This window comes from Rhodococcus sp. NS-SX18 (genome assembly GCF_057367935.1).
This window is the reverse complement of record NZ_CM170633.1, coordinates 2,373,927-2,391,232: the sequence shown is the minus strand read 5'-3', so window position 1 is coordinate 2,391,232 and position 17,306 is coordinate 2,373,927. Positions and strand designations below refer to the sequence as shown.

The 17,306-nt window shown below is 70.5% G+C and carries 18 protein-coding genes; 7 read left to right on the top strand and 11 right to left on the bottom strand.

Annotated elements, in window-relative coordinates; translation table 11 throughout:
* Positions 1-6 precede the first annotated feature (6 nt).
* Complete coding sequence (gene dxs, locus AC2IPW_RS11160) at positions 7-1,980, bottom strand: 1-deoxy-D-xylulose-5-phosphate synthase (protein WP_416063454.1); 1,974 nt, start codon at positions 1,978-1,980, stop codon at positions 7-9.
* A 284-nt stretch (positions 1,981-2,264) separates the two neighbouring features.
* On the opposite strand from dxs, the gene AC2IPW_RS11155 reads away from it, so the two are divergent.
* Complete coding sequence (locus tag AC2IPW_RS11155; protein ID WP_416063453.1) at positions 2,265-3,239, top strand: ATP-binding cassette domain-containing protein; 975 nt, start codon at positions 2,265-2,267, stop codon at positions 3,237-3,239.
* Positions 3,236-4,075: an ABC transporter permease gene (locus AC2IPW_RS11150; RefSeq protein WP_003935565.1), complete on the top strand. Its 840-nt coding sequence runs from the start codon at positions 3,236-3,238 to the stop codon at positions 4,073-4,075. Before AC2IPW_RS11155 ends, AC2IPW_RS11150 begins: the two co-directional genes overlap by 4 nt.
* On the opposite strand, the gene AC2IPW_RS11145 is transcribed toward AC2IPW_RS11150, so the two are convergent.
* From AC2IPW_RS11145 to AC2IPW_RS11130, 4 genes are all read right to left on the bottom strand, one after another.
* Positions 4,076-5,608 (bottom strand): MDR family MFS transporter, encoded by a 1,533-nt coding sequence (locus AC2IPW_RS11145; RefSeq protein ID WP_486376992.1) that lies wholly within the window; start codon positions 5,606-5,608, stop codon positions 4,076-4,078.
* 59 nt (positions 5,609-5,667) lie between these two features.
* Entirely contained in the window at positions 5,668-6,126 is a 459-nt protein-coding gene (locus tag AC2IPW_RS11140; protein ID WP_003935567.1) for a MarR family winged helix-turn-helix transcriptional regulator, read from the bottom strand.
* Positions 6,127-6,229: 103 nt separating this feature from the next.
* Entirely contained in the window at positions 6,230-7,498 is a 1,269-nt protein-coding gene (locus AC2IPW_RS11135) for a class I SAM-dependent RNA methyltransferase (protein WP_416063451.1), read from the bottom strand.
* Positions 7,495-9,486 (bottom strand): APC family permease, encoded by a 1,992-nt coding sequence (locus AC2IPW_RS11130; protein WP_486376858.1) that lies wholly within the window; start codon positions 9,484-9,486, stop codon positions 7,495-7,497. The genes AC2IPW_RS11135 and AC2IPW_RS11130 overlap by 4 nt, the downstream gene beginning before the upstream one ends.
* 177 nt (positions 9,487-9,663) lie before the next feature.
* On the opposite strand from AC2IPW_RS11130, the gene AC2IPW_RS11125 reads away from it, so the two are divergent.
* Both AC2IPW_RS11125 and AC2IPW_RS11120 read left to right on the top strand, forming a co-directional pair.
* A complete protein-coding gene (locus AC2IPW_RS11125; RefSeq protein WP_003935570.1) occupies positions 9,664-10,329 on the top strand; it encodes a potassium channel family protein in 666 nt (221 codons plus the stop codon).
* A 61-nt stretch (positions 10,330-10,390) separates the two neighbouring features.
* Entirely contained in the window at positions 10,391-11,044 is a 654-nt protein-coding gene (locus AC2IPW_RS11120) for a potassium channel family protein (RefSeq protein ID WP_003935571.1), read from the top strand.
* Between the two features lie 4 nt (positions 11,045-11,048).
* Here the strand turns inward: AC2IPW_RS11120 and AC2IPW_RS11115 are convergent, their stop codons facing one another.
* Both AC2IPW_RS11115 and AC2IPW_RS11110 read right to left on the bottom strand, forming a co-directional pair.
* Positions 11,049-11,726, bottom strand: coding sequence for a DUF3159 domain-containing protein (locus AC2IPW_RS11115; RefSeq protein ID WP_003935572.1), 678 nt, complete (start codon positions 11,724-11,726; stop codon positions 11,049-11,051).
* Between the two features lie 69 nt (positions 11,727-11,795).
* Positions 11,796-12,173 carry an OB-fold nucleic acid binding domain-containing protein gene (locus tag AC2IPW_RS11110; protein WP_003935573.1) on the bottom strand — a complete coding sequence of 126 codons (378 nt, stop codon included), beginning with the start codon at positions 12,171-12,173 and terminating at the stop codon, positions 11,796-11,798.
* Between the two features lie 135 nt (positions 12,174-12,308).
* Between AC2IPW_RS11110 and AC2IPW_RS11105 the strand changes: the two genes are divergently transcribed.
* Positions 12,309-13,037, top strand: a complete 729-nt coding sequence (locus AC2IPW_RS11105; protein ID WP_003935574.1) for an alpha/beta fold hydrolase — start codon at positions 12,309-12,311, stop codon at positions 13,035-13,037.
* A gap of 12 nt (positions 13,038-13,049) precedes the next feature.
* On the opposite strand, the gene AC2IPW_RS11100 is transcribed toward AC2IPW_RS11105, so the two are convergent.
* Together AC2IPW_RS11100 and dut are read right to left on the bottom strand one after the other, a co-directional pair.
* The gene (locus AC2IPW_RS11100) at positions 13,050-13,862 is read right to left on the bottom strand and encodes a DUF3710 domain-containing protein (protein ID WP_450120738.1); all 813 of its coding nucleotides are present in this window, start codon (positions 13,860-13,862) and stop codon (positions 13,050-13,052) included.
* A 1-nt stretch (position 13,863) separates the two neighbouring features.
* Positions 13,864-14,334, bottom strand: a complete 471-nt coding sequence (gene dut / locus AC2IPW_RS11095; protein ID WP_052033941.1) for a dUTP diphosphatase — start codon at positions 14,332-14,334, stop codon at positions 13,864-13,866.
* A gap of 19 nt (positions 14,335-14,353) precedes the next feature.
* On the opposite strand from dut, the gene AC2IPW_RS11090 reads away from it, so the two are divergent.
* Positions 14,354-14,863 carry a DUF3093 domain-containing protein gene (locus tag AC2IPW_RS11090; protein WP_052033932.1) on the top strand — a complete coding sequence of 170 codons (510 nt, stop codon included), beginning with the start codon at positions 14,354-14,356 and terminating at the stop codon, positions 14,861-14,863.
* Positions 14,864-14,989: 126 nt separating this feature from the next.
* Here AC2IPW_RS11090 and AC2IPW_RS11085 read toward each other — a convergent pair whose 3' ends face one another.
* The gene (locus tag AC2IPW_RS11085) at positions 14,990-15,292 is read right to left on the bottom strand and encodes a DUF4193 domain-containing protein (protein ID WP_003935578.1); all 303 of its coding nucleotides are present in this window, start codon (positions 15,290-15,292) and stop codon (positions 14,990-14,992) included.
* A gap of 365 nt (positions 15,293-15,657) precedes the next feature.
* Here AC2IPW_RS11085 and cei point away from each other — a divergent pair, with 365 nt between their 5' ends.
* Positions 15,658-16,341 carry an envelope integrity protein Cei gene (cei, locus tag AC2IPW_RS11080; protein ID WP_003935579.1) on the top strand — a complete coding sequence of 228 codons (684 nt, stop codon included), beginning with the start codon at positions 15,658-15,660 and terminating at the stop codon, positions 16,339-16,341.
* Between the two features lie 13 nt (positions 16,342-16,354).
* On the opposite strand, the gene AC2IPW_RS11075 is transcribed toward cei, so the two are convergent.
* The gene (locus AC2IPW_RS11075) at positions 16,355-17,251 is read right to left on the bottom strand and encodes an inositol monophosphatase family protein (RefSeq protein ID WP_486376857.1); all 897 of its coding nucleotides are present in this window, start codon (positions 17,249-17,251) and stop codon (positions 16,355-16,357) included.
* Between the last annotated feature and the right edge of the window lie 55 nt (positions 17,252-17,306).

Here is a 17,306-nt window from a genome sequence, read left to right as displayed (position 1 = left end):
TCAGCGTCAGCGGCCGGGGTCGCGACGGACGACGACGTCGCCCGCCGACTCCTCACCGGCCGATCCGTCCACGGCCGGCTCCGCCTTCTGCGCGGCCCCGAGCCCGACCACCCAGCCGGTGACCTGACGGGCGACGTCCTGCGCGGTCAGACCCAGCTCGCGATGGATCTGCTCCCGCGATGCGTGATCCAGGAACCGTTGCGGCACACCGAGTTCGCGGGTGGGAAGGTCCACGCCGGACGAGCGCAGGGCCGACGAGACCGCCGAACCCACGCCGCCGTGCATGCCGCTGTCCTCCACGGTGACGACGAGCCGGAAGTCCCGCGCCAATCGAGCGAGGGCCGCCGGAACGGGCAGCACCCAGCGCGGGTCGACGACGGCGGCGGTGAGGCCGTGCTGCTCGAGCCGCTCCGCCGCGTCGAGTGCCAGGCCCGCAAAGGCTCCGACCGCGACGATCAGCACGTCGCCGCGGCGTCCGGGCGGCATCCGCAGTACGTCGACGGTGCCGTCGATGCGCTCCACCGCGGGGATGTCGGGACCGACCGCGCCCTTCGGGAACCGGAGTACGGTCGGGCCGTCCGCGACGGCGAGCGCCTCGTCGAACTCCTCGCGCAGGGTCGCGCCGTCGCGCGGCGAGGCCACGCGGATCCCCGGGATCACGCCCAGCAGGGAGAAGTCCCACATGCCGTTGTGGCTGGCGCCGTCGGCACCGGTGATGCCCGCTCGGTCGAGCACGACGGTCACCGGGAGTTTCAGCAGCGCCACGTCCATCAGCAATTGGTCGAAGGCACGGTTGAGAAACGTCGAGTACACCGCGATCACCGGGTGCATCCCGCCGAGCGCCAGGCCTGCGGCGGAGGTGACGGCGTGCTGTTCGGCGATGCCGACGTCGAACATCCGGTCCGGGTAGCGTTCACCGAAGGCCGAGAGGCCCGTGGGCCCCGGCATCGCGGCGGTGATAGCCACGACGTCCTTGCGGCGACCGCCCTGCACGAGCAGTTCGTCGGAGAACACCGACGTCCAGTCCGGGGCCGACGCTGCCGCGGTGGCGCGGCCCGTGACCGGGTCGATGACGCCGGTGGCGTGCATCTGATCGGCGACGTGGTTCTCGGCCGGCGCGTATCCGGCGCCCTTACGGGTGACGGCGTGCACGATCACCGGTCCCCCGAACGACTTGGCCCGGCGGAAAGCCGCCTCGAGAGCGGCCTCGTCGTGACCGTCGACCGGTCCGAGGTACTTCAGGCCTAGATCGGTGAACAGTACCTGCGGGCTGACCGCGTCCTTGATACCGACCTTCATCCCGTGCAGCACGGAGTACGCGGCCGCCCCGATCCACGGCAGCCTCTTCACGAATCGGCGGCCGTTGTCGAGGACCCGCTCGTAGCCGGGCTGCAGCCGCAGCGCCGCCAGATGCTCGGCGAGCCCGCCGATCGTGGGCGCGTAGGAGCGGCCGTTGTCGTTGACGACGATCACGAGCGGGCGGTCCCGTCCGGCTGCGATGTTGTTCAGCGCCTCCCAGCACATTCCGCCGGTGAGCGCGCCGTCGCCGACCACGGCGACCACGGTCCGGTCCTGCTGGTCCGTCAGTTCGTAGGCCTTGGCGAGGCCGTCGGCGTAGGACAGGGCCGCCGAGGCGTGCGAGGACTCGACCCAGTCGTGCTCACTCTCGGCGCGACAGGGGTACCCCGACAGGCCGCCCTGCTTGCGCAACGTGTCGAAGCCGTCCTTGCGGCCGGTCAGGATCTTGTGGACGTAGGCCTGATGGCCGGTGTCGAAGATGATCGGATCGTGGGGTGAGTCGAACACCCGGTGCATTGCGATGGTCAGTTCGACGACGCCGAGGTTGGGGCCGAGGTGTCCCCCGGTCGCCGCCACCTTCTCCACCAGGAACCGCCGGATCTCCTCGGCGAGTTCCCGGATCTCGGGTTGGCTGAGCCGGCGCAGGTCCTCGGGCGACTCGATGCGGGACAGGACACCCAACTGGTATTGCTCCCTCCGGCTCGGACCCGTGCGTTTCCGCGCGGGCGGTTCTCCTCAGTCTACGGAGCGTCGGAGGTGGTCGACTCGTCACGTCGCGCCGCCGGCCCGTCTCACACCGTGTCCCTCACCTCATTATGCCGGTGCTGTGACGCTGCACACCCGGCTCGCGGAGCCGGTCGCGGGATCCCTCGTCGCCGGGGGTGCCCACCATGCGCGGCGACGGCGGCCGGTCGAATCCGACAAAACCGATTGCCGCGCCCGGCACCGTGGGCAAGGCTGGAGCCATGCCCCCTGCATTGGCCATCGAGACCTCGGGCCTGATCAAGCGTTTCGGCGCGGAGACCGCCGTGGACGGCATCGACCTCGCCGTGCCCGCCGGCGGCGTCTACGGCGTGCTCGGCCCGAACGGCGCCGGGAAGACGACCACGATCCGGATGCTCGCGACACTGCTCGCACCGGACGGCGGCACCGCGACCGTCCTCGGGCACGACGTGCGCCTCGAACCCGAGCGGGTTCGCCGCCGGGTTTCGCTCACCGGTCAGTTCGCCTCGCTCGACGAGGATCTGACCGGGTCGGAGAACCTGATGCTGCTCGCGCGGCTGCTGGGTTTCTCCAGGGCCGGCGCCCGATCCCGGGCCGCACAGCTGCTGGCCGCGTTCGACCTGGAAGCGGCCGCGGGCCGCCAGGTGAAGCTGTATTCCGGGGGTATGCGGCGCCGTCTCGACATCGCCGCGAGCATCATCGTCGCACCCGAACTGATCTTCCTGGACGAGCCGACGACGGGACTCGACCCGCGAAGCCGCAATCAGGTGTGGGAGATCGTGCGAGCCCTGGTCGCAGCCGGGACGACGGTGCTGCTGACGACGCAGTACCTCGACGAGGCGGACCAGCTCGCCGATCGGATCGCAGTCATCGACCGGGGCCGGGTGATCGCCGAAGGCACCCCGGGCGAGCTCAAGGCGTCCGTCGGATCCGGTTCGCTGCACGTGCGGTTGGCCGATCCTGCGCGCCGGGACGATGCGGCAGCCGTGCTGGGCGCGGTGCTGGGGGTGGCGGTGACGGCCGGCTCGGACCCGGCGGCGCTGACCGCGCGGGTGGACGATCCGCGAGCCGCGGCGGCGGCCCTGACCGCCCTCGACACCGCGGACATCGCGGTCACGACGTTCGCCCTCGGGCAGCCGAGCCTCGACGAGGTCTTCCTCGCCCTCACCGGTCATCCCACGGAAGTTCCCGACGAAGACGAGGAGATCGCGTCGTGACCTCGACCGCCGACCGACGGGCGGGCACCCCGGCCGCCGTCGTGGACGTCCTGCACATCACCGGGCCGCGTCCCACTCCGGCGTCCGCGTTCGCCGCGTCGCTGTCGTTCGGGTGGCGGGCGCTGCTGCGGATCAAGCACGTCCCCGAGCAGTTGTTCGACGTGACCGTGTTCCCGTTGATGTTCACGCTGCTGTTCACGTTCCTGTTCGGCGGGGCGCTGGCCGGGTCGACCGAGGCGTACGTGCAGTTCCTCATCCCCGGGATCCTGGTGCAGACGGTGTGCACCATCACGATGTACACGGGGATGACCCTCAACCGCGACATCGAGAAGGGGGTGTTCGACCGGTTCCGGTCGATGCCGGTGTGGCGGCCCGCTCCGCTCGTCGGCGCCTTGTTCGGCGATCTCGCCCGCTACACGCTGGCGTCGGTGATCGTGCTGACGCTCGGGGTCGTGCTCGGTTTCCGGCCGACGGGTGGTCCGGTCGGCGCTGCTGCGGCGGTGGCGCTCGTGCTGCTGTTCGCGTTCAGTCTCTCGTGGGTGTGGACGATGCTGGCGATGCTGCTGCGCACCGAACAGGCGGTCATGGGTGTGTCGATGACCATCCTGTTCCCGCTCACCTTCGCGTCGAACGTGTTCGTCGATCCCGCGACGATGCCGAGCTGGCTGCAGGGATTCGTGACGGTCAATCCCATCAGCCGCCTCGTCACGGCCGTCCGGGACCTGACGGCGGGTACACCGGACGCCGCGCACCTCGCGATGGTGTTCGGGTGGTGCGCGGCGCTGGTCGTGCTGTTCGGCCCGGCGACGATGTGGTTGTACAACCGCCGGTCCTGATCAGTGCTCCGCCGCCGCGGGCTGCTCCTCGGTGACGATGTCGATGGTCTTCCGCAGCGGACGGTTCGGGATGAACACGACCGCGGCGACGGTGACCAGCGCGATGATCGCGGCGACGAGGAACAGCAGCCCGGTGGCGTCGCCGTAGGCGTGGCGGATGATCTCCGCGACCGGCTCGGGCAGGGCCGCGAGGTCGAGGTTGCCGCCACCGCCGGCCGAGCCGGTGTCGATGCCGAGGGCGGCGAAGCCGTCCGCGGACAGCGTGGTCACCCGGGTGGCGAGGATCGATCCGAGCACGGACACCCCTATCGCGCCGCCGAAGGTGCGGAAGAACGCGACCGAACTGCTCGCGGCTCCGATGTTGCGGACACTGACGGTGTTCTGCACGGCGAGCACCAGGTTCTGCATGAGCATGCCCGTGCCGAGGCCGACGATCGCGATGTCCACCCCGATCAGCCACATCGGAGTGGCGTGGTCGAGGAAGCCGAGCAGACCGAAGCCGACCACCTGCAGGACCGCGCCGAGCACCAGGAACGGCTTCCACCGGCCGAAGCGCGTGATGAGCTGGCCCGACGTGACCGAGGCGAAGAGCATGCCGAGCACCATCGGAATCGTCAGCAGGCCGGCCGCCGTGGGGCTGTAGCCGCGGGCCGTCTGGAAGTACTGCCCGAGGAAGGCGGTGGCGCCGAACATGCCCACACCGACAGCGATCGAGGCGATGATCGCGAGCGCGGTGGTGCGCTCGGTGACGATCTTCAGCGGGATGATCGGATCGGCGACCTTGGACTCGACGACGACGGTGGCGGCGAGCAGTCCGAGGCCGACGCCGACGTATGCGAGGGTCTCCCACGACAGCCACTCGTAGTAGCCGGCCTTGCCCGCGAAGGACACCCAGATCAGCAGGACGCTGACACCGGCGGTCAGCAACGTGGCGCCGAGCCAGTCGATGCTCACGTCCTGCTTACGTTCGGTCACGATGTGCAGGGTGCGCTGCAGCAGCATCAGCGCGACGACGGCGATCGGGATGGAGATGAAGAAGCACCAGCGCCACCCGAGCGGGCTGTCGACGATGATGCCGCCGAGAATCGGGCCGCCCGACATGGACACGGCCATCACCGCGCCCATGTAACCGGAGTACCGGCCGCGTTCGCGGGGCGGGATGATGCTGCCGATGACGGCGACGACGAGCGCGGTGAGACCGCCCATGCCGACGCCCTGGATCACGCGGGCGGCGAGCAGGACGGGCACGTTGGTGGCGAAGCCGGCGATGATCGAGCCCGCCACGAAGACGAGGATCGCCGTCTGGACCAGCAGCTTCTTGTTGAACAGGTCCGCGAGCTTGCCCCAGATCGGTGTCGAGGCCGCGTTGGCGAGCAGCGCGGTGGTGATGATCCACGCGAACTGGGTCTGGGACCCGTTCAGGTCCGCAATGATCGTCGGGAGCGCAACCGCCACGATGGTGCTGCTCAGCAATGCAGTGAACAGGGCGGCGAGCAGCCCGGCGAGAGCCTCGAGGATCTCACGGTGCGTCATGGTGGTCTCGGCGGTGCCGGAGGCGCTCACCGAGGAGGGCGGACTGACAGCTGCGGCGCTCACAGGCAGTTCCTTCCGGTGGTGTCGTGGACGGAAAGGGTGTCGTTCAGGTGCGCGAGCGCGCCGAGGGCGGATTCGGCTTGCGCCTGGTCCCAGCCGCCGAGCAGCTCGTGCAATCGGGAGGCGCGACGGTCGCGGATCTCGCGCAGGACCTTGTGCCCGGTCTCCGACACGCTGACGCGGTGGGCCCGCCGGTCGTCGGGGTCGCGGTGACGGTCCACCATTCCCCGTTCGACGAGTTCGCCCAACTGCCGGCTCAACGCGGACTGGCTCATGCACAGTTCCGCAGCGAGTTCGCTGGGACGGCACTCCCCCATCCGCCACAGGACGAACAGGACCCCGGTCAGGGCGGTGGGCAGTGCGTCGCCCGTCGAGTTGGCGAGGGTCGTGCGCAGCGTGCGACCGAACAGGAAAATCGCGTCGACGAGCGCGTGCGCGGTGTCGGGCTGGACGGCCACGGATCGCCTCCGAATCGATATTAATTGCTTGCAACACGCAACTATACATTTAGTTGCATGCTGCAAGCAACCACGAAGGCCCGGACGGCGTCGGCAGCCTCGATCAGCGGGTGAACAAGGCCAGACACTCCACGTGGTGCGTCGAAGGGAATGCCGCGTAGACGCGCAGCTCGGCAAGTTCGAAGCCGTGGTCCCGGTACAGGCCGACATCGCGGCCGAACGCCGCCGGATCGCATCCGACGTGCACGACGCGTTCCGGCCCGGCCGCCGCGACGGCAGCCACCACATCCCGCCCGGCGCCGGCCCGGGGCGGGTCGAGCACCACGACCTGCGGGGCGGGAAGGTCGGGGAGCAGCTGCTCCACCCGGCCCGCATGGAACCGCACCTGCCCCAGATCCGCGAGCGCTTCGGCCCCGTCCTGCACCGCCCGGCGGGACAGTTCCACCGACTCGACCCGGCCGCCGGTGCCGACCTGATCGGCCAGGACGGCGGCGAACACTCCCACGCCACCGTAGAGATCCCACGCCGTCGCACCCGGCGACACCGCCGCCCACTCCCCCACGGTGTCCGAATAGGCCTGCGCTGCCCCTCGGTGCGCCTGCCAGAAGCCGGTTGCGGCCAGGTGCCATTCGCGGTCGCCGACGCGCTCGACCGCCCGCCCCGAACCTTCGACCACCTTCTCGGCGCGCGGCGCCCCGGCCGCCGCACGCCGGGCGGCCGCTCCCCGCCGGCCCGGGCTGCGACGTCCCGTGCGGGACACCGGCGGCGGTGCGATCTCGATCACGTGCCGCGTCCCGTCGGCATCGAGGACCACCTGGACCTCGGAACCGGGTCGCCACACCCGTTCGGCCAGCCCCTCGTAGGCCCGTGCCTCGATCTGCGGACAGGCCAGTTCGGTCTCGATCTCATGGCTCCGGTACCGCCGGTACCCCGCTCGGCCCGCGGCGTCGACCGCCAGACGCACCCGGGTGCGCCAACGGGTGCCGTCCGCTGCCCCACCCGGCAACTCCTCGACGAGCACGTCCCGCTCGACGCCGCCGAGACGGCGCAACTGCTCCGCGACCACCGCGGCCCCGAATGCCCGCTGGGCCGGGACCGTCGCGTGGGACAGGTCGCAGCATCCCGATCCGCCGGGCCCGGCGATCGGACACACCCGTTCCCTGCGGTCCGGCGAGGCCTCCAGGATATGGACGGCGTCGGCGCGGCAGAACGAGCCGCCACGGTCCTCCGTCACCGACGCGACGACCCGCTCGCCGGGCAGACCGTGCCGGACGAACACGACCCGGCCCTCGTGCCGTGCGACGCAGAACCCTCCGTGCGCCGGGTTGCCCAGCGTCACCTCGAGCCGGCGTCCGGACCAGTCGATACTCACCGTTCCTCCTCGAATCCCCGCCGGACCGATCCCGGCGCGGAATCCAGACGTTCCGCGCGGGCGTGGGCGGACGAACTCAGCTGCCACGGGACGCTGGTCACCATGACACCGGGCTGGAACAACAGCCGGCTCTTGAGCCGCAGCGCGCTCTGATTGTGCAGGATCTGCTCCCACCAGTGACCTACGACGTACTCCGGGATGAACACGGTCACCACGTCGCGCGGTGAATCCCGCCGCACCCGCCGGACGTACTCGAGGACGGGACGGGTGATCTCCCGGTACGGCGACTCGACGACCTTGAGCGGGACGGTGATGTCGCTACGTTCCCACTCGCGCACCAGCATCCGCGTGTCGGCGTCGTCGACGTTGACGGTGACCGCCTCGAGCGTGTCCGGACGGGTCGCCCGCGCGTACGCCAGCGCTCGCAGGGTCGGCATGTGCAGCTTGGACACCAGCACGATCGAATGGGTGCGGCTGGGCAGCACCCCGTCCCATTCGGTGTTCTCCAGTTCTTCGGCCACGCTGTCGTAGTGACGGTGGATGGCCTTCATCACGCCGAAGATCGCTACCATCGCCACGATCGCGATCCACGCGCCCGCCGCGAACTTCGTCACCAGCACGATCACCAGCACGGATGCGGTCATGGCCAGGCCGATCGTGTTGACGATCCGCGACCGCTGCATGCGTCTGCGCTGCTCGGGGTCGGTCTCGGACGCCAAGTGCCTCGTCCAGTGCCGGATCATGCCGGTCTGGCTGAGGGTGAACGAGACGAACACACCGACGATGTAGAGCTGGATCAGCTTCGTGACCTCCGCGTCGAAGGCCCACACGAACACGATGGCCACACCCGACAGGAACAGGATGCCGTTGCTGAACGCCAACCGGTCGCCGCGGGTGTGCAGCTGCCGGGGCAGGTAGCGGTCCTGCGCCAGCACCGAAGCCAGCACCGGGAAGCCGTTGAACGCCGTGTTGGCGGCCAGCACCAGGATCAGCGCCGTCACGACGGTGATCAGCACGAAGCCGAGCGGGAAGCCCTCGAAGACCGCGTGCGCCAACTGCGCGACGAGTGTCTTCTGCCGGTAGTCGTCCGGCGCGCCGCGCAGCTGGGTCTCGGGATGCTCGGCGATCACCACACCCACCTTGTTCGCGAGCAGGATCATGCCGAGAAGCAGCACGATCGCAACCCCACCGAGCATGAGCAGGGTCGTGGCCGCGTTCCGGGACTTCGGCTTGCGGAACGCAGGCACCCCGTTGCTGATGGCCTCGACCCCGGTCAGGGCCGCACACCCGGACGAGAACGCGCGGGCGATCAGGAACACGAACGCGATCGCGGTCAGACCGGACTGCTCGGCGACCAGCTCGAAACCGGCCGACTCGGCCCGGACGTCGTCGCCGAACACGAAGATGCGCACCAGTCCCCAGCCCAACATCACGACCATGCCGATCATGAAGGCGTAGGTGGGAATCGCGAAGGCCGTGCCGGCCTCGCGGAGGCCACGCAGATTGACCGCAGTCAGCAAGACGATCGCGGCGATGGCGAAGAGCACCTTGTGGTGCGCCACGAACGGGACTGCCGAGCCGATGTTCGCCGCAGCCGAGGAGATCGACACGGCGACGGTGAGCACGTAGTCGACCATCAGGGCGCTGCCGACGGTCAGGCCGGCGGTGGGCCCCAGGTTCTTGGTCGCCACCTCGTAGTCCCCGCCCCCCGACGGGTACGCGTGCACGTTCTGCCGGTAGCTCGCGACGACGACCGCGAGGACGAGCGCCACCGCGACGCCGATCCACGGTGTGAACACGTACGCCGACAGACCCGCGACGGACAGGACGAGGAAGATCTCCTCCGGGGCGTACGCCACCGACGACAACGCGTCGGATGCGAACACCGGCAGGGCGATTCGCTTGGGCAGCAACGTGTGACCGAGCGTGTCGCTGCGGAACGGCCTACCCAACAACAACCGCTTCGTGGCGGTCGAGAGCTTGGACACTCGCAAAGCCTAAGCCGTCCCGCCGGCCACCCGCCGAGCACCCGTGGCCGTGTCCGAAATGCACCGCTGCGGGGGTACCGTCGCCCGGCACCGCACACCGGTCCCGTGCGAGCGGTACGGTTCGGTTCTGCGCGTCGCGACCGGGCGACACGGCAAGGAAGAGAATCGGAGCGAACGGTGTACGTGGTGGTCATGGGCTGCGGCCGGGTGGGTTCCTCCCTGGCTGCGGCGCTCGTCCGGCTGGGCAACGAAGTGGCCGTCATCGACCGCGACCCGAGCGCGTTCCTACGGCTCGGCCCGGACTTCCCGGGTCACACGATCGTGGGAATGGGTTTCGACCGGGACGTGCTGGTGCGGTCCGGCATCGAGCGAGCCGACGCGTTCGCCGCGGTCTCCTCCGGGGACAACTCGAACATCATCTCCGCCCGGGTCGCCCGGGAAACCTTCGGCGTCGAGCGGGTCGTCGCCCGCATCTACGATGCCAAGCGCGCCGCGGTGTACGAACGACTCGGGATCCCGACCGTCGCCACGGTGCCGTGGACGACCGACCGGTTCCTGCACAACCTCACCTACGAGAGCCAGACGGCCAAGTGGCGGGACCCGACCGGCACCGTCGCCGTCGCCGAGGTCTCGCTGCACGAGGACTGGATCGGCCGCAACGTCACCGACTTCGAGGCCGCCACCCATTCCCGGGTCGCATTCGTCATCCGCTTCGGCACGGGGGTCCTGCCCGACCGCAAGACGGTGCTGCAGGCCGACGATCAGGTATACATCGCGGCCGTCTCGGGCACCGTTGCCGAGGCGATCGCCCTCGCCGGACAGCCCCCTGCGGCCGACGACTGACCGTCCGGTGCCTGCAGACGCAGCCGAACACACGACCCGGACATCACCGAGAGGAACGCCGATGAAGGTGGCCATCGCGGGAGCGGGAGCCGTCGGACGCTCCATCGCGCGCGAACTGATCCGCAACCACCACGACGTCATGCTGCTCGAACGCAAGCTCGAGCACGTCGAGCCCGACTCCGTGCCCGATGCCAAGTGGGTGCACGCCGACGCCTGCGAGCTGAGCCTGCTCGAGGCCGCACAACTCGAGCAGTACGACGTGGTGATCGCCGCTACCGGCGACGACAAGGCGAACCTGGTGCTGAGCCTGCTCGCCACCACCGAGTTCGGCGTCGCGCGGGTCGTCGCCCGCGTCAACGACCCCCGCAACGAGTGGCTGTTCGACGAGTCGTGGGGGGTCGACGTCGCTGTCTCCACACCGCGCATGCTGGCGTCGCTGGTCGAGGAGGCCGTCTCGGTCGGCGATCTGGTCCGGCTGATGACGCTGCGGAAGGGCGCGAACCTGGTCGAGATCACCTTGCCGGACACCACCGCGCTCGCCGGTAAACCGGTACGCAAACTGCAGCTGCCCCGGGATGCGGCCCTGGTGACGATCCTGCGCGGGGGCCGCGTCATCGTCCCGCAGCCCGACGACCCCCTCGAGGGCGGCGACGAGCTGCTGTTCGTGGCCGCGACCGAGGTGGAACAGGAACTGCGCGCAGCACTCGGGCTCTGACGGGTCAGCGGACGTCCTGCTCGGGACCGTCGGCCGTCCGACCCGGCTCGGTCTCGATCGGCTCGTCGACCGTCTCGGGCGCCGGTTCGACGACTCGGTCGGCGCGGCGCACCGCCCACAACGTGACCAGCAACGCCACCGCCGTCAGCGGCCATCCCATGCCGATGCGGGCCACTGCGAGCCAGCCGGTCCGGTCGGCGTCGTACAGCTCGTGTTGCACGAGGTAGCGAGCCGCGAACACCAGCGCCCACGCCGCCGTCGCGATGTCGTAAGCGCGCACGGCGACACGGTGGCGCCGCCAGGACGATCCCTGCCCGTTGAGCATGCCCCAGATCACACCGACCAGGGGCCGCCGCACCAGGATGGACAGGACGAAGCCGGCGGCGTACAGCAGGCTGGTGTAGATGCCGAAGAGGAAGTAACCCTTGGCGTCGCCGGTGCGGTAGGCGATGAAGGCGCACACACCCACACCGAGAAAGCCTGAGACCGCGGGCTGGACGGGGGTGCGCTGGACGAGTCGCCACACGAGCACGGCGGTGGCTGCGGCGAGGGCCGCCCAGATCGCGGCGGTCAGACCCCAGACGCTGTTGACCGGAACGAACACCAGCACGGGCACGGTCGACGAGACCAACCCGCTGAGTCCGCCGAGTTGTTCCAGGACCGTCTGCTGCTTCTCGCTCACTCCTACGAGGGTGCCACAGCCGCGCGCGAGGGCGGGTGGCGCCGGGAACGGGCGCGGCGGCGCCAGGGTTCAGGCTCGCTCGCGCAGTTCGTAATACGGGTTGTAGAGGACCTTCGCGCCGTCGCGCTCACCGACGCGTCCGCGCACCAGCAGCGTCTTGCCCGGCTCGATGCCCGGGATGCGGCGACGGCCGATCCACACGAGCTTGACGGCTTCGGTGCCGTCGAACAGTTCGGCTTCGACGGCGGCGCTGGCAGCCTTCGGACACGCCTCGACGCTGCGGAGGCGGCCGAACATGGTCACTTCCTCACCGCGTGCGCAGTCGCAAGCGCGTCGGGCCCCGGTCGCCTGGGCGGTTTCGGCGATCTCCTCGGCGTCGAGCTGCTCGAGATCCTCCGTGAGCCGACGGGTGAGTCGGCGGAAGTAACCGGCTGCGGCGGTTGCCATAGCGTGCTCCTGGAACGGGCGCGGCACGGGTCTCGGGCCGCGCATGGGGCTTTCCTGAGGGCCACTGTAGACCTATCGGGACGGGGCAACCACTCCGGTTCCCACCTGCGCGGACGGGTCCGGCAGGATCGTGGCATGCGCTCCGCGAACAGCTCCCCAGAACACCGCGGGACCAGCACTGTCGTCGCTGTCGTCCTGCCCGGAACGGGCTCCGACGCGCACTTCGCCGAGCGTGCGTTCGCGGGTCCGCTCGCCGCTGCCGGCGTACGCACCGTCGCGGTCGACCCGGATCCGGCGCGTGTGGTGGGCAGCTACGTCGATGCCCTCGACCGTGCCGCGGCCGAGGGTCCCGTGCTGGTGGGCGGTGTGTCGCTCGGGGCTGCCGTCGCACTGCGGTGGGCGGCCGAGCATCCCGGGCGCGCCGTCGGTGTGCTGGCCGCGCTGCCGGCGTGGACGGGCTCGCCGGACGCCGCCCCGGCGGCGGCGAGCGCTCGTTGGACGGCCGGGGAGCTGCGCGCGCACGGGCTGGCCGCGGTGACCGCGGCGATGGTGGAGTCCAGTCCCGCGTGGCTCGGGACGGAACTGGCCCGGTCCTGGCGGTCGCAGTGGCCGGACCTGCCGGCGGCGCTCGACGAGGCGTCCCGATACCGGGCGCTGGACCTGCACGAATTGCAGGCCGTGGAGGTGCCGGTCGGCATCGCCGCCGCCGTGGACGACGCGGTGCATCCCCTCGCGGTCGCGCAGGAGTGGTGTTCGCACCTGGTGCGCGCCGAGCTGGGCACGGTCACTCTCGCCGAGATCGGCACCGACCCGTCCGTACTCGGGACAGCCTCCCTGGAGGCACTGCGGCGCGTCCGGGCCTGACGGGTCGGTCCGTCAGAAACCGAGCTGCTGCATCGCCGACCCCGACTCACCGTGGCGTGGGCGCGACTGGGGCGCGGGCTGCTGGGGCGGTGCGGGCTGCTGGGGCGGTGCGGGCTGCTGGGGCGGTGCCGGCTGCTGGGGCGTCGGCTGCTGGGACGCCTGCTGCGCGGCTGCCTGCTGCTGTTGTTGTGCGGCGGCCAGTTGCTCCGCAAGAGCTTTCGGGAGCACCACCGGCAACGGCGTGCGCACCGGGTGCGGATCCTGGCCGCGACGCACGACGGTTTCGGCGACGATGCTGCGTGCGGTCTCCACCAGCGGCGAGTCACCCGTCACCGAACCGGCCGGCCCGGCGACAACGCAGCGGATCATCCACCGGTAGCCGTCGACACCGAGGAAGCGCAGATCCGCGTTCGGGGTGCTGCCCTGCAGTTCCCGGCCCCACGGTCCGCTCTCGATGCTGACCGTCGCATTGTCGCGGCGCAGCGATTCGGCCAGCTCGGCAGCCACCTCCCGCCACTGCCCCGGAGACTTCGGCGCCGCGTACGCGGAGATCGTGATCCGTCCGTGCTGGGTCACCAGGTGCACGGCCTGGGGTTGACCGTTCGGCGCCATCTCCACCTGGATCTGCCCGCCCGGCGGCAACGGCACGAGGACCGACCCGAGGTCGAGCCGGCTGCCGACCGCGTCCTCACCGATGTCGTCGATGTCGTAGGGGCCGCCCTGCGGCACCGGTGTCTCGTCTTCCCCGGGGGTGGGGGCGAACTCACCGTCGTCCGCGAGTCCGGGCGCTTCGGCGTCCCGGTTCTTCCGGCGTCGTCCGAACATGTCAGGAACCTTCCTTCACCAGACCGGCGTGCCCACCGCTCGATCCGTATCCTCCGGCGCCGCGGCTGGTGTCGTCGAGAGAGTCGACCTCGACGAAGTCGACGAGTTCCACCTTCTGCACGAGCAGCTGGGCGATGCGGTCGCCACGACGCAGCTCGACCACGCGGTCGGGATCGTGGTTGATCAGGCACACCTTGATCTCGCCGCGGTAGCCCGCATCCACCGTCCCGGGGGTGTTGACCACCGAGAGCCCGAACTTCGCGGCCAGGCCGGAACGCGGATGGATCAGACCCACCGTGCCGACGGGCAGGGCCACCGCGATGCCGGTCCCCACCAGCGCTCGCCGCCCGGGCTCGAGGGTCACGTCCACCGTCGTGCACAGGTCCACGCCGGCGTCGCCGGTGTGTGCGCGGGCGGGCATGGGAATCCCCGGGTCCAGACGGAGCAGAGGGACGGCTGGAAGATCGGTCACGTGCACCGAGACTACTCTGATGGACGTGTCTCGAACCTCTCGACCCGATGCGGATGCGCAGCAGACGACCGACGTGCCGGTCTACTCCGAACGGATGTGGGTGCCGCTGTGGTGGTGGCCCCTCGGCCTGGGCGTGGCCGCACTGCTGGCCGCGGAACTGCACATGGGGGCGCCCGGCCTGTACGCCTGGCTGCCGTACGTGCTGCTGCTGCCGTTCCCTGTCTGGGCGCTCGTGTGGCTGTCCCGTCTGCGGTTGGAGGTGACGGCCGGGGAGCTGATCGTCGGCCGGGCGCACCTGCCGCTCGAGGTGATCTCCCGGGCCGTCGTGGTGCCGGCATCGGCGAAGAGCGCCGCCCTGGGACGCCAGCTCGACCCGGCGGCGTACGTCCAGCACCGCCCGTGGATCGGGACGATGGTGCTCGTCGTGCTGGACGATCCGGACGACCCCACCCCGTACTGGCTGATCAGCACGAGGCGGCCCGCGGAGCTGCTGGCCGCCCTGGGTTGTGCCGACGAATCCGAAGGCTGAACCGAGGACGGCCGGTCAGCGGAATGTTCCGGAGCTCAGGCTGCACAGCCCCGGGGTTGCTCAGTCCCGCCGGGACTCAGGCTGGACAGTCCCGCCGGGACTCAGGCTGCACAGTCCCGCCGGGACTCAGGCTGCACAGTCCCGGCAGATCATCACGCCGTTCTCGTCGCTGGCGAGTCGGCTGCGGTGGTGTACCAGGAAGCAGCTCGAGCAGGTGAACTCGTCGGCCTGCTTGGGCACCACCCGAACCGACAGCTCCTCACCGGACAGATCGGCGCCGGGCAGCTCGAAGGACTCCGCGGTATCCGACTCGTCGACGTCCACGACGGCGGACTGCGCCTCGTTGCGTCGCGCCTTCAATTCTTCGAGTGAATCCTCCGACACCTCGTCGGTTTCGGTTCGCCTCGGTGCGTCGTAGTCAGTCGCCATTTCCTCTACCTCTAGTCCTCGTGCAGGTGCCCTGCCGAAGGACACTGTTCATGTCCTTCGGCGGGGGCAACGCCCGACCGTCTCCGGAAGTTCCCGCCGACCGTATCCGGGTCCCGGACACGACCCGGGCCTCCCCTGTCGAAGGCCCGATCGTCGAATCTTCGACGACCTGGGCCGCCGAACAATAGCGGAAGTACCCACAGAAGCCGTAACCGATGCACGCGGTCCGGGAAAATGTCGGTCAATTGTCACCAACACCACAGCAACTCGAGACATTCCACCGTTCGCCCGCCTTCGCGGACCCCATCGGGATGCCCTCTACAGTGGTCGCACACACCCCTTGGAGATGCGAGAGGCAGGGCGCCGTGGTTTCCCTGATCACCGAAGGCCGGGCGCGTGACGAACGCGGCCGGCCGTTCCCCCGCCGCCGCCTGGTGCCGGCCGCGGCCCTGTTCGCGGTTCTGGCGACGATCGGGATCGTGGTGTGGGCATCGGTGTTCGCCGGTTCCGACCCGGTATCGCGGACCGTGGCATGCAACGCCCCGCCGACCGTGCCGTCGGAGCCCGGAGGACCGCAACCGGCCCCGCTCGGCGAGGTGGTCGACCGGTCCGCCCTGCTCGACGTCGAACCTGCTCCCCTGGCGGCGACGCGGGTGCGGGTGTTCAACGCCAACGGTGAACGTGGCCAGGCCACCCATGTGGCCACCCAGTTGGCCGAATACGGGTTTGCGAGCGCACCGGACGTCCAGGCCGGCAACGACCCGGTCTACGTCGACCAGAACCTGCAGTGCCACGGTCAGATCAGGTTCGGGGCGGCCGGGACCGCGGCGGCCAGCACGGTGTGGCTGGTCGCACCGTGCGCCGAGCTCGTCCGCGACGACCGTGCCGACGACACCGTCGACCTCGCCCTGGGCACCTATTCCAAGGAGATCGCACCCAACGCCGACGCCGAGGAGGTGCTGCAGTCGCTGCGGGAGGCTCCGGTGGGTGCGGCCGCCGCGCCGCTCGACATCGACCTGCTGGCGGCGGCCCGCGACGCCCGCTGCTGAGCGCCGCGGACCGTCAGGCCGGGATCGGTGCGTCGGCGCCGAACGTGGCGAGCAGGTCCGCGAGCTGTGCCGCGACGCCGGGCGCAGCGGCGACGGTGATCTCGCCGTCGTCGCCCCCGCCGGTCGGTAGCCGCACCCAGGCGCCCGCCTCCGCGGCGATCAGCGCACCGGCGGCCCAGTCCCACGGTTGCAGCCCGTGCTCGTAGTGGGCATCGACGCGGCCCGAGGCCACCATGCACAGGTCCAGGGCGGCCGCACCGATCCGGCGGATGTCCCGCACCCTCGGCAGCAGCTCCGCCACCAGAGCACCCTGCCGTTCGCGCCGGTGCGGCGCGTAGGAGAAGCCGGTCGCAACGAGTGCATGGGCAATGTCGCCGACCGGGTTGCAGCGCAGACGCGTCACCGATCCCCCGGCGTCGGTGCGGGTGGCGCCACCTCCGCGCGCAGCCGAGTAGACGTCTCCGGCTGCGACATCGACCACCGCTCCCGCCACGGATGTCCCACCGACCTGGGCCGCTACCGAGACCGCGTAAGCGGGGATGCCGTACACGAAGTTCACCGTGCCGTCGATGGGGTCGACGACCCATCGGACACCGGTCGACCCGGCGTCGGCGCCGCCCTCCTCCCCCAGGATCGCGTCGCCCGGCCGCGACCGGGTCAGCAGTCGCCGGATCAGGTCCTCGGTCTCGGTGTCCGCCACCGTCACCGGGTCGGTCTCGGTGCTCTTCGATCGCACCGCGCCGGCTGTGCGAGCACTCGGGTCGGCGGCCGGGAACAGCTCGGGCCGCCGGGCGCGCACGTGGGCGGCGGCCGCCACCGCGACGTCCACAGCGATCTCCCGCAGCCGGGCCGGGTCCGTGGTGGCGTCGCGGGAAAGGGTGCAAGGGTGGCGATCCGGGGTGTCGGGCACCCGGGTATCCGAACACACTACGCGGTACGGCACCACCCGCGTGGCCGTCGCATTC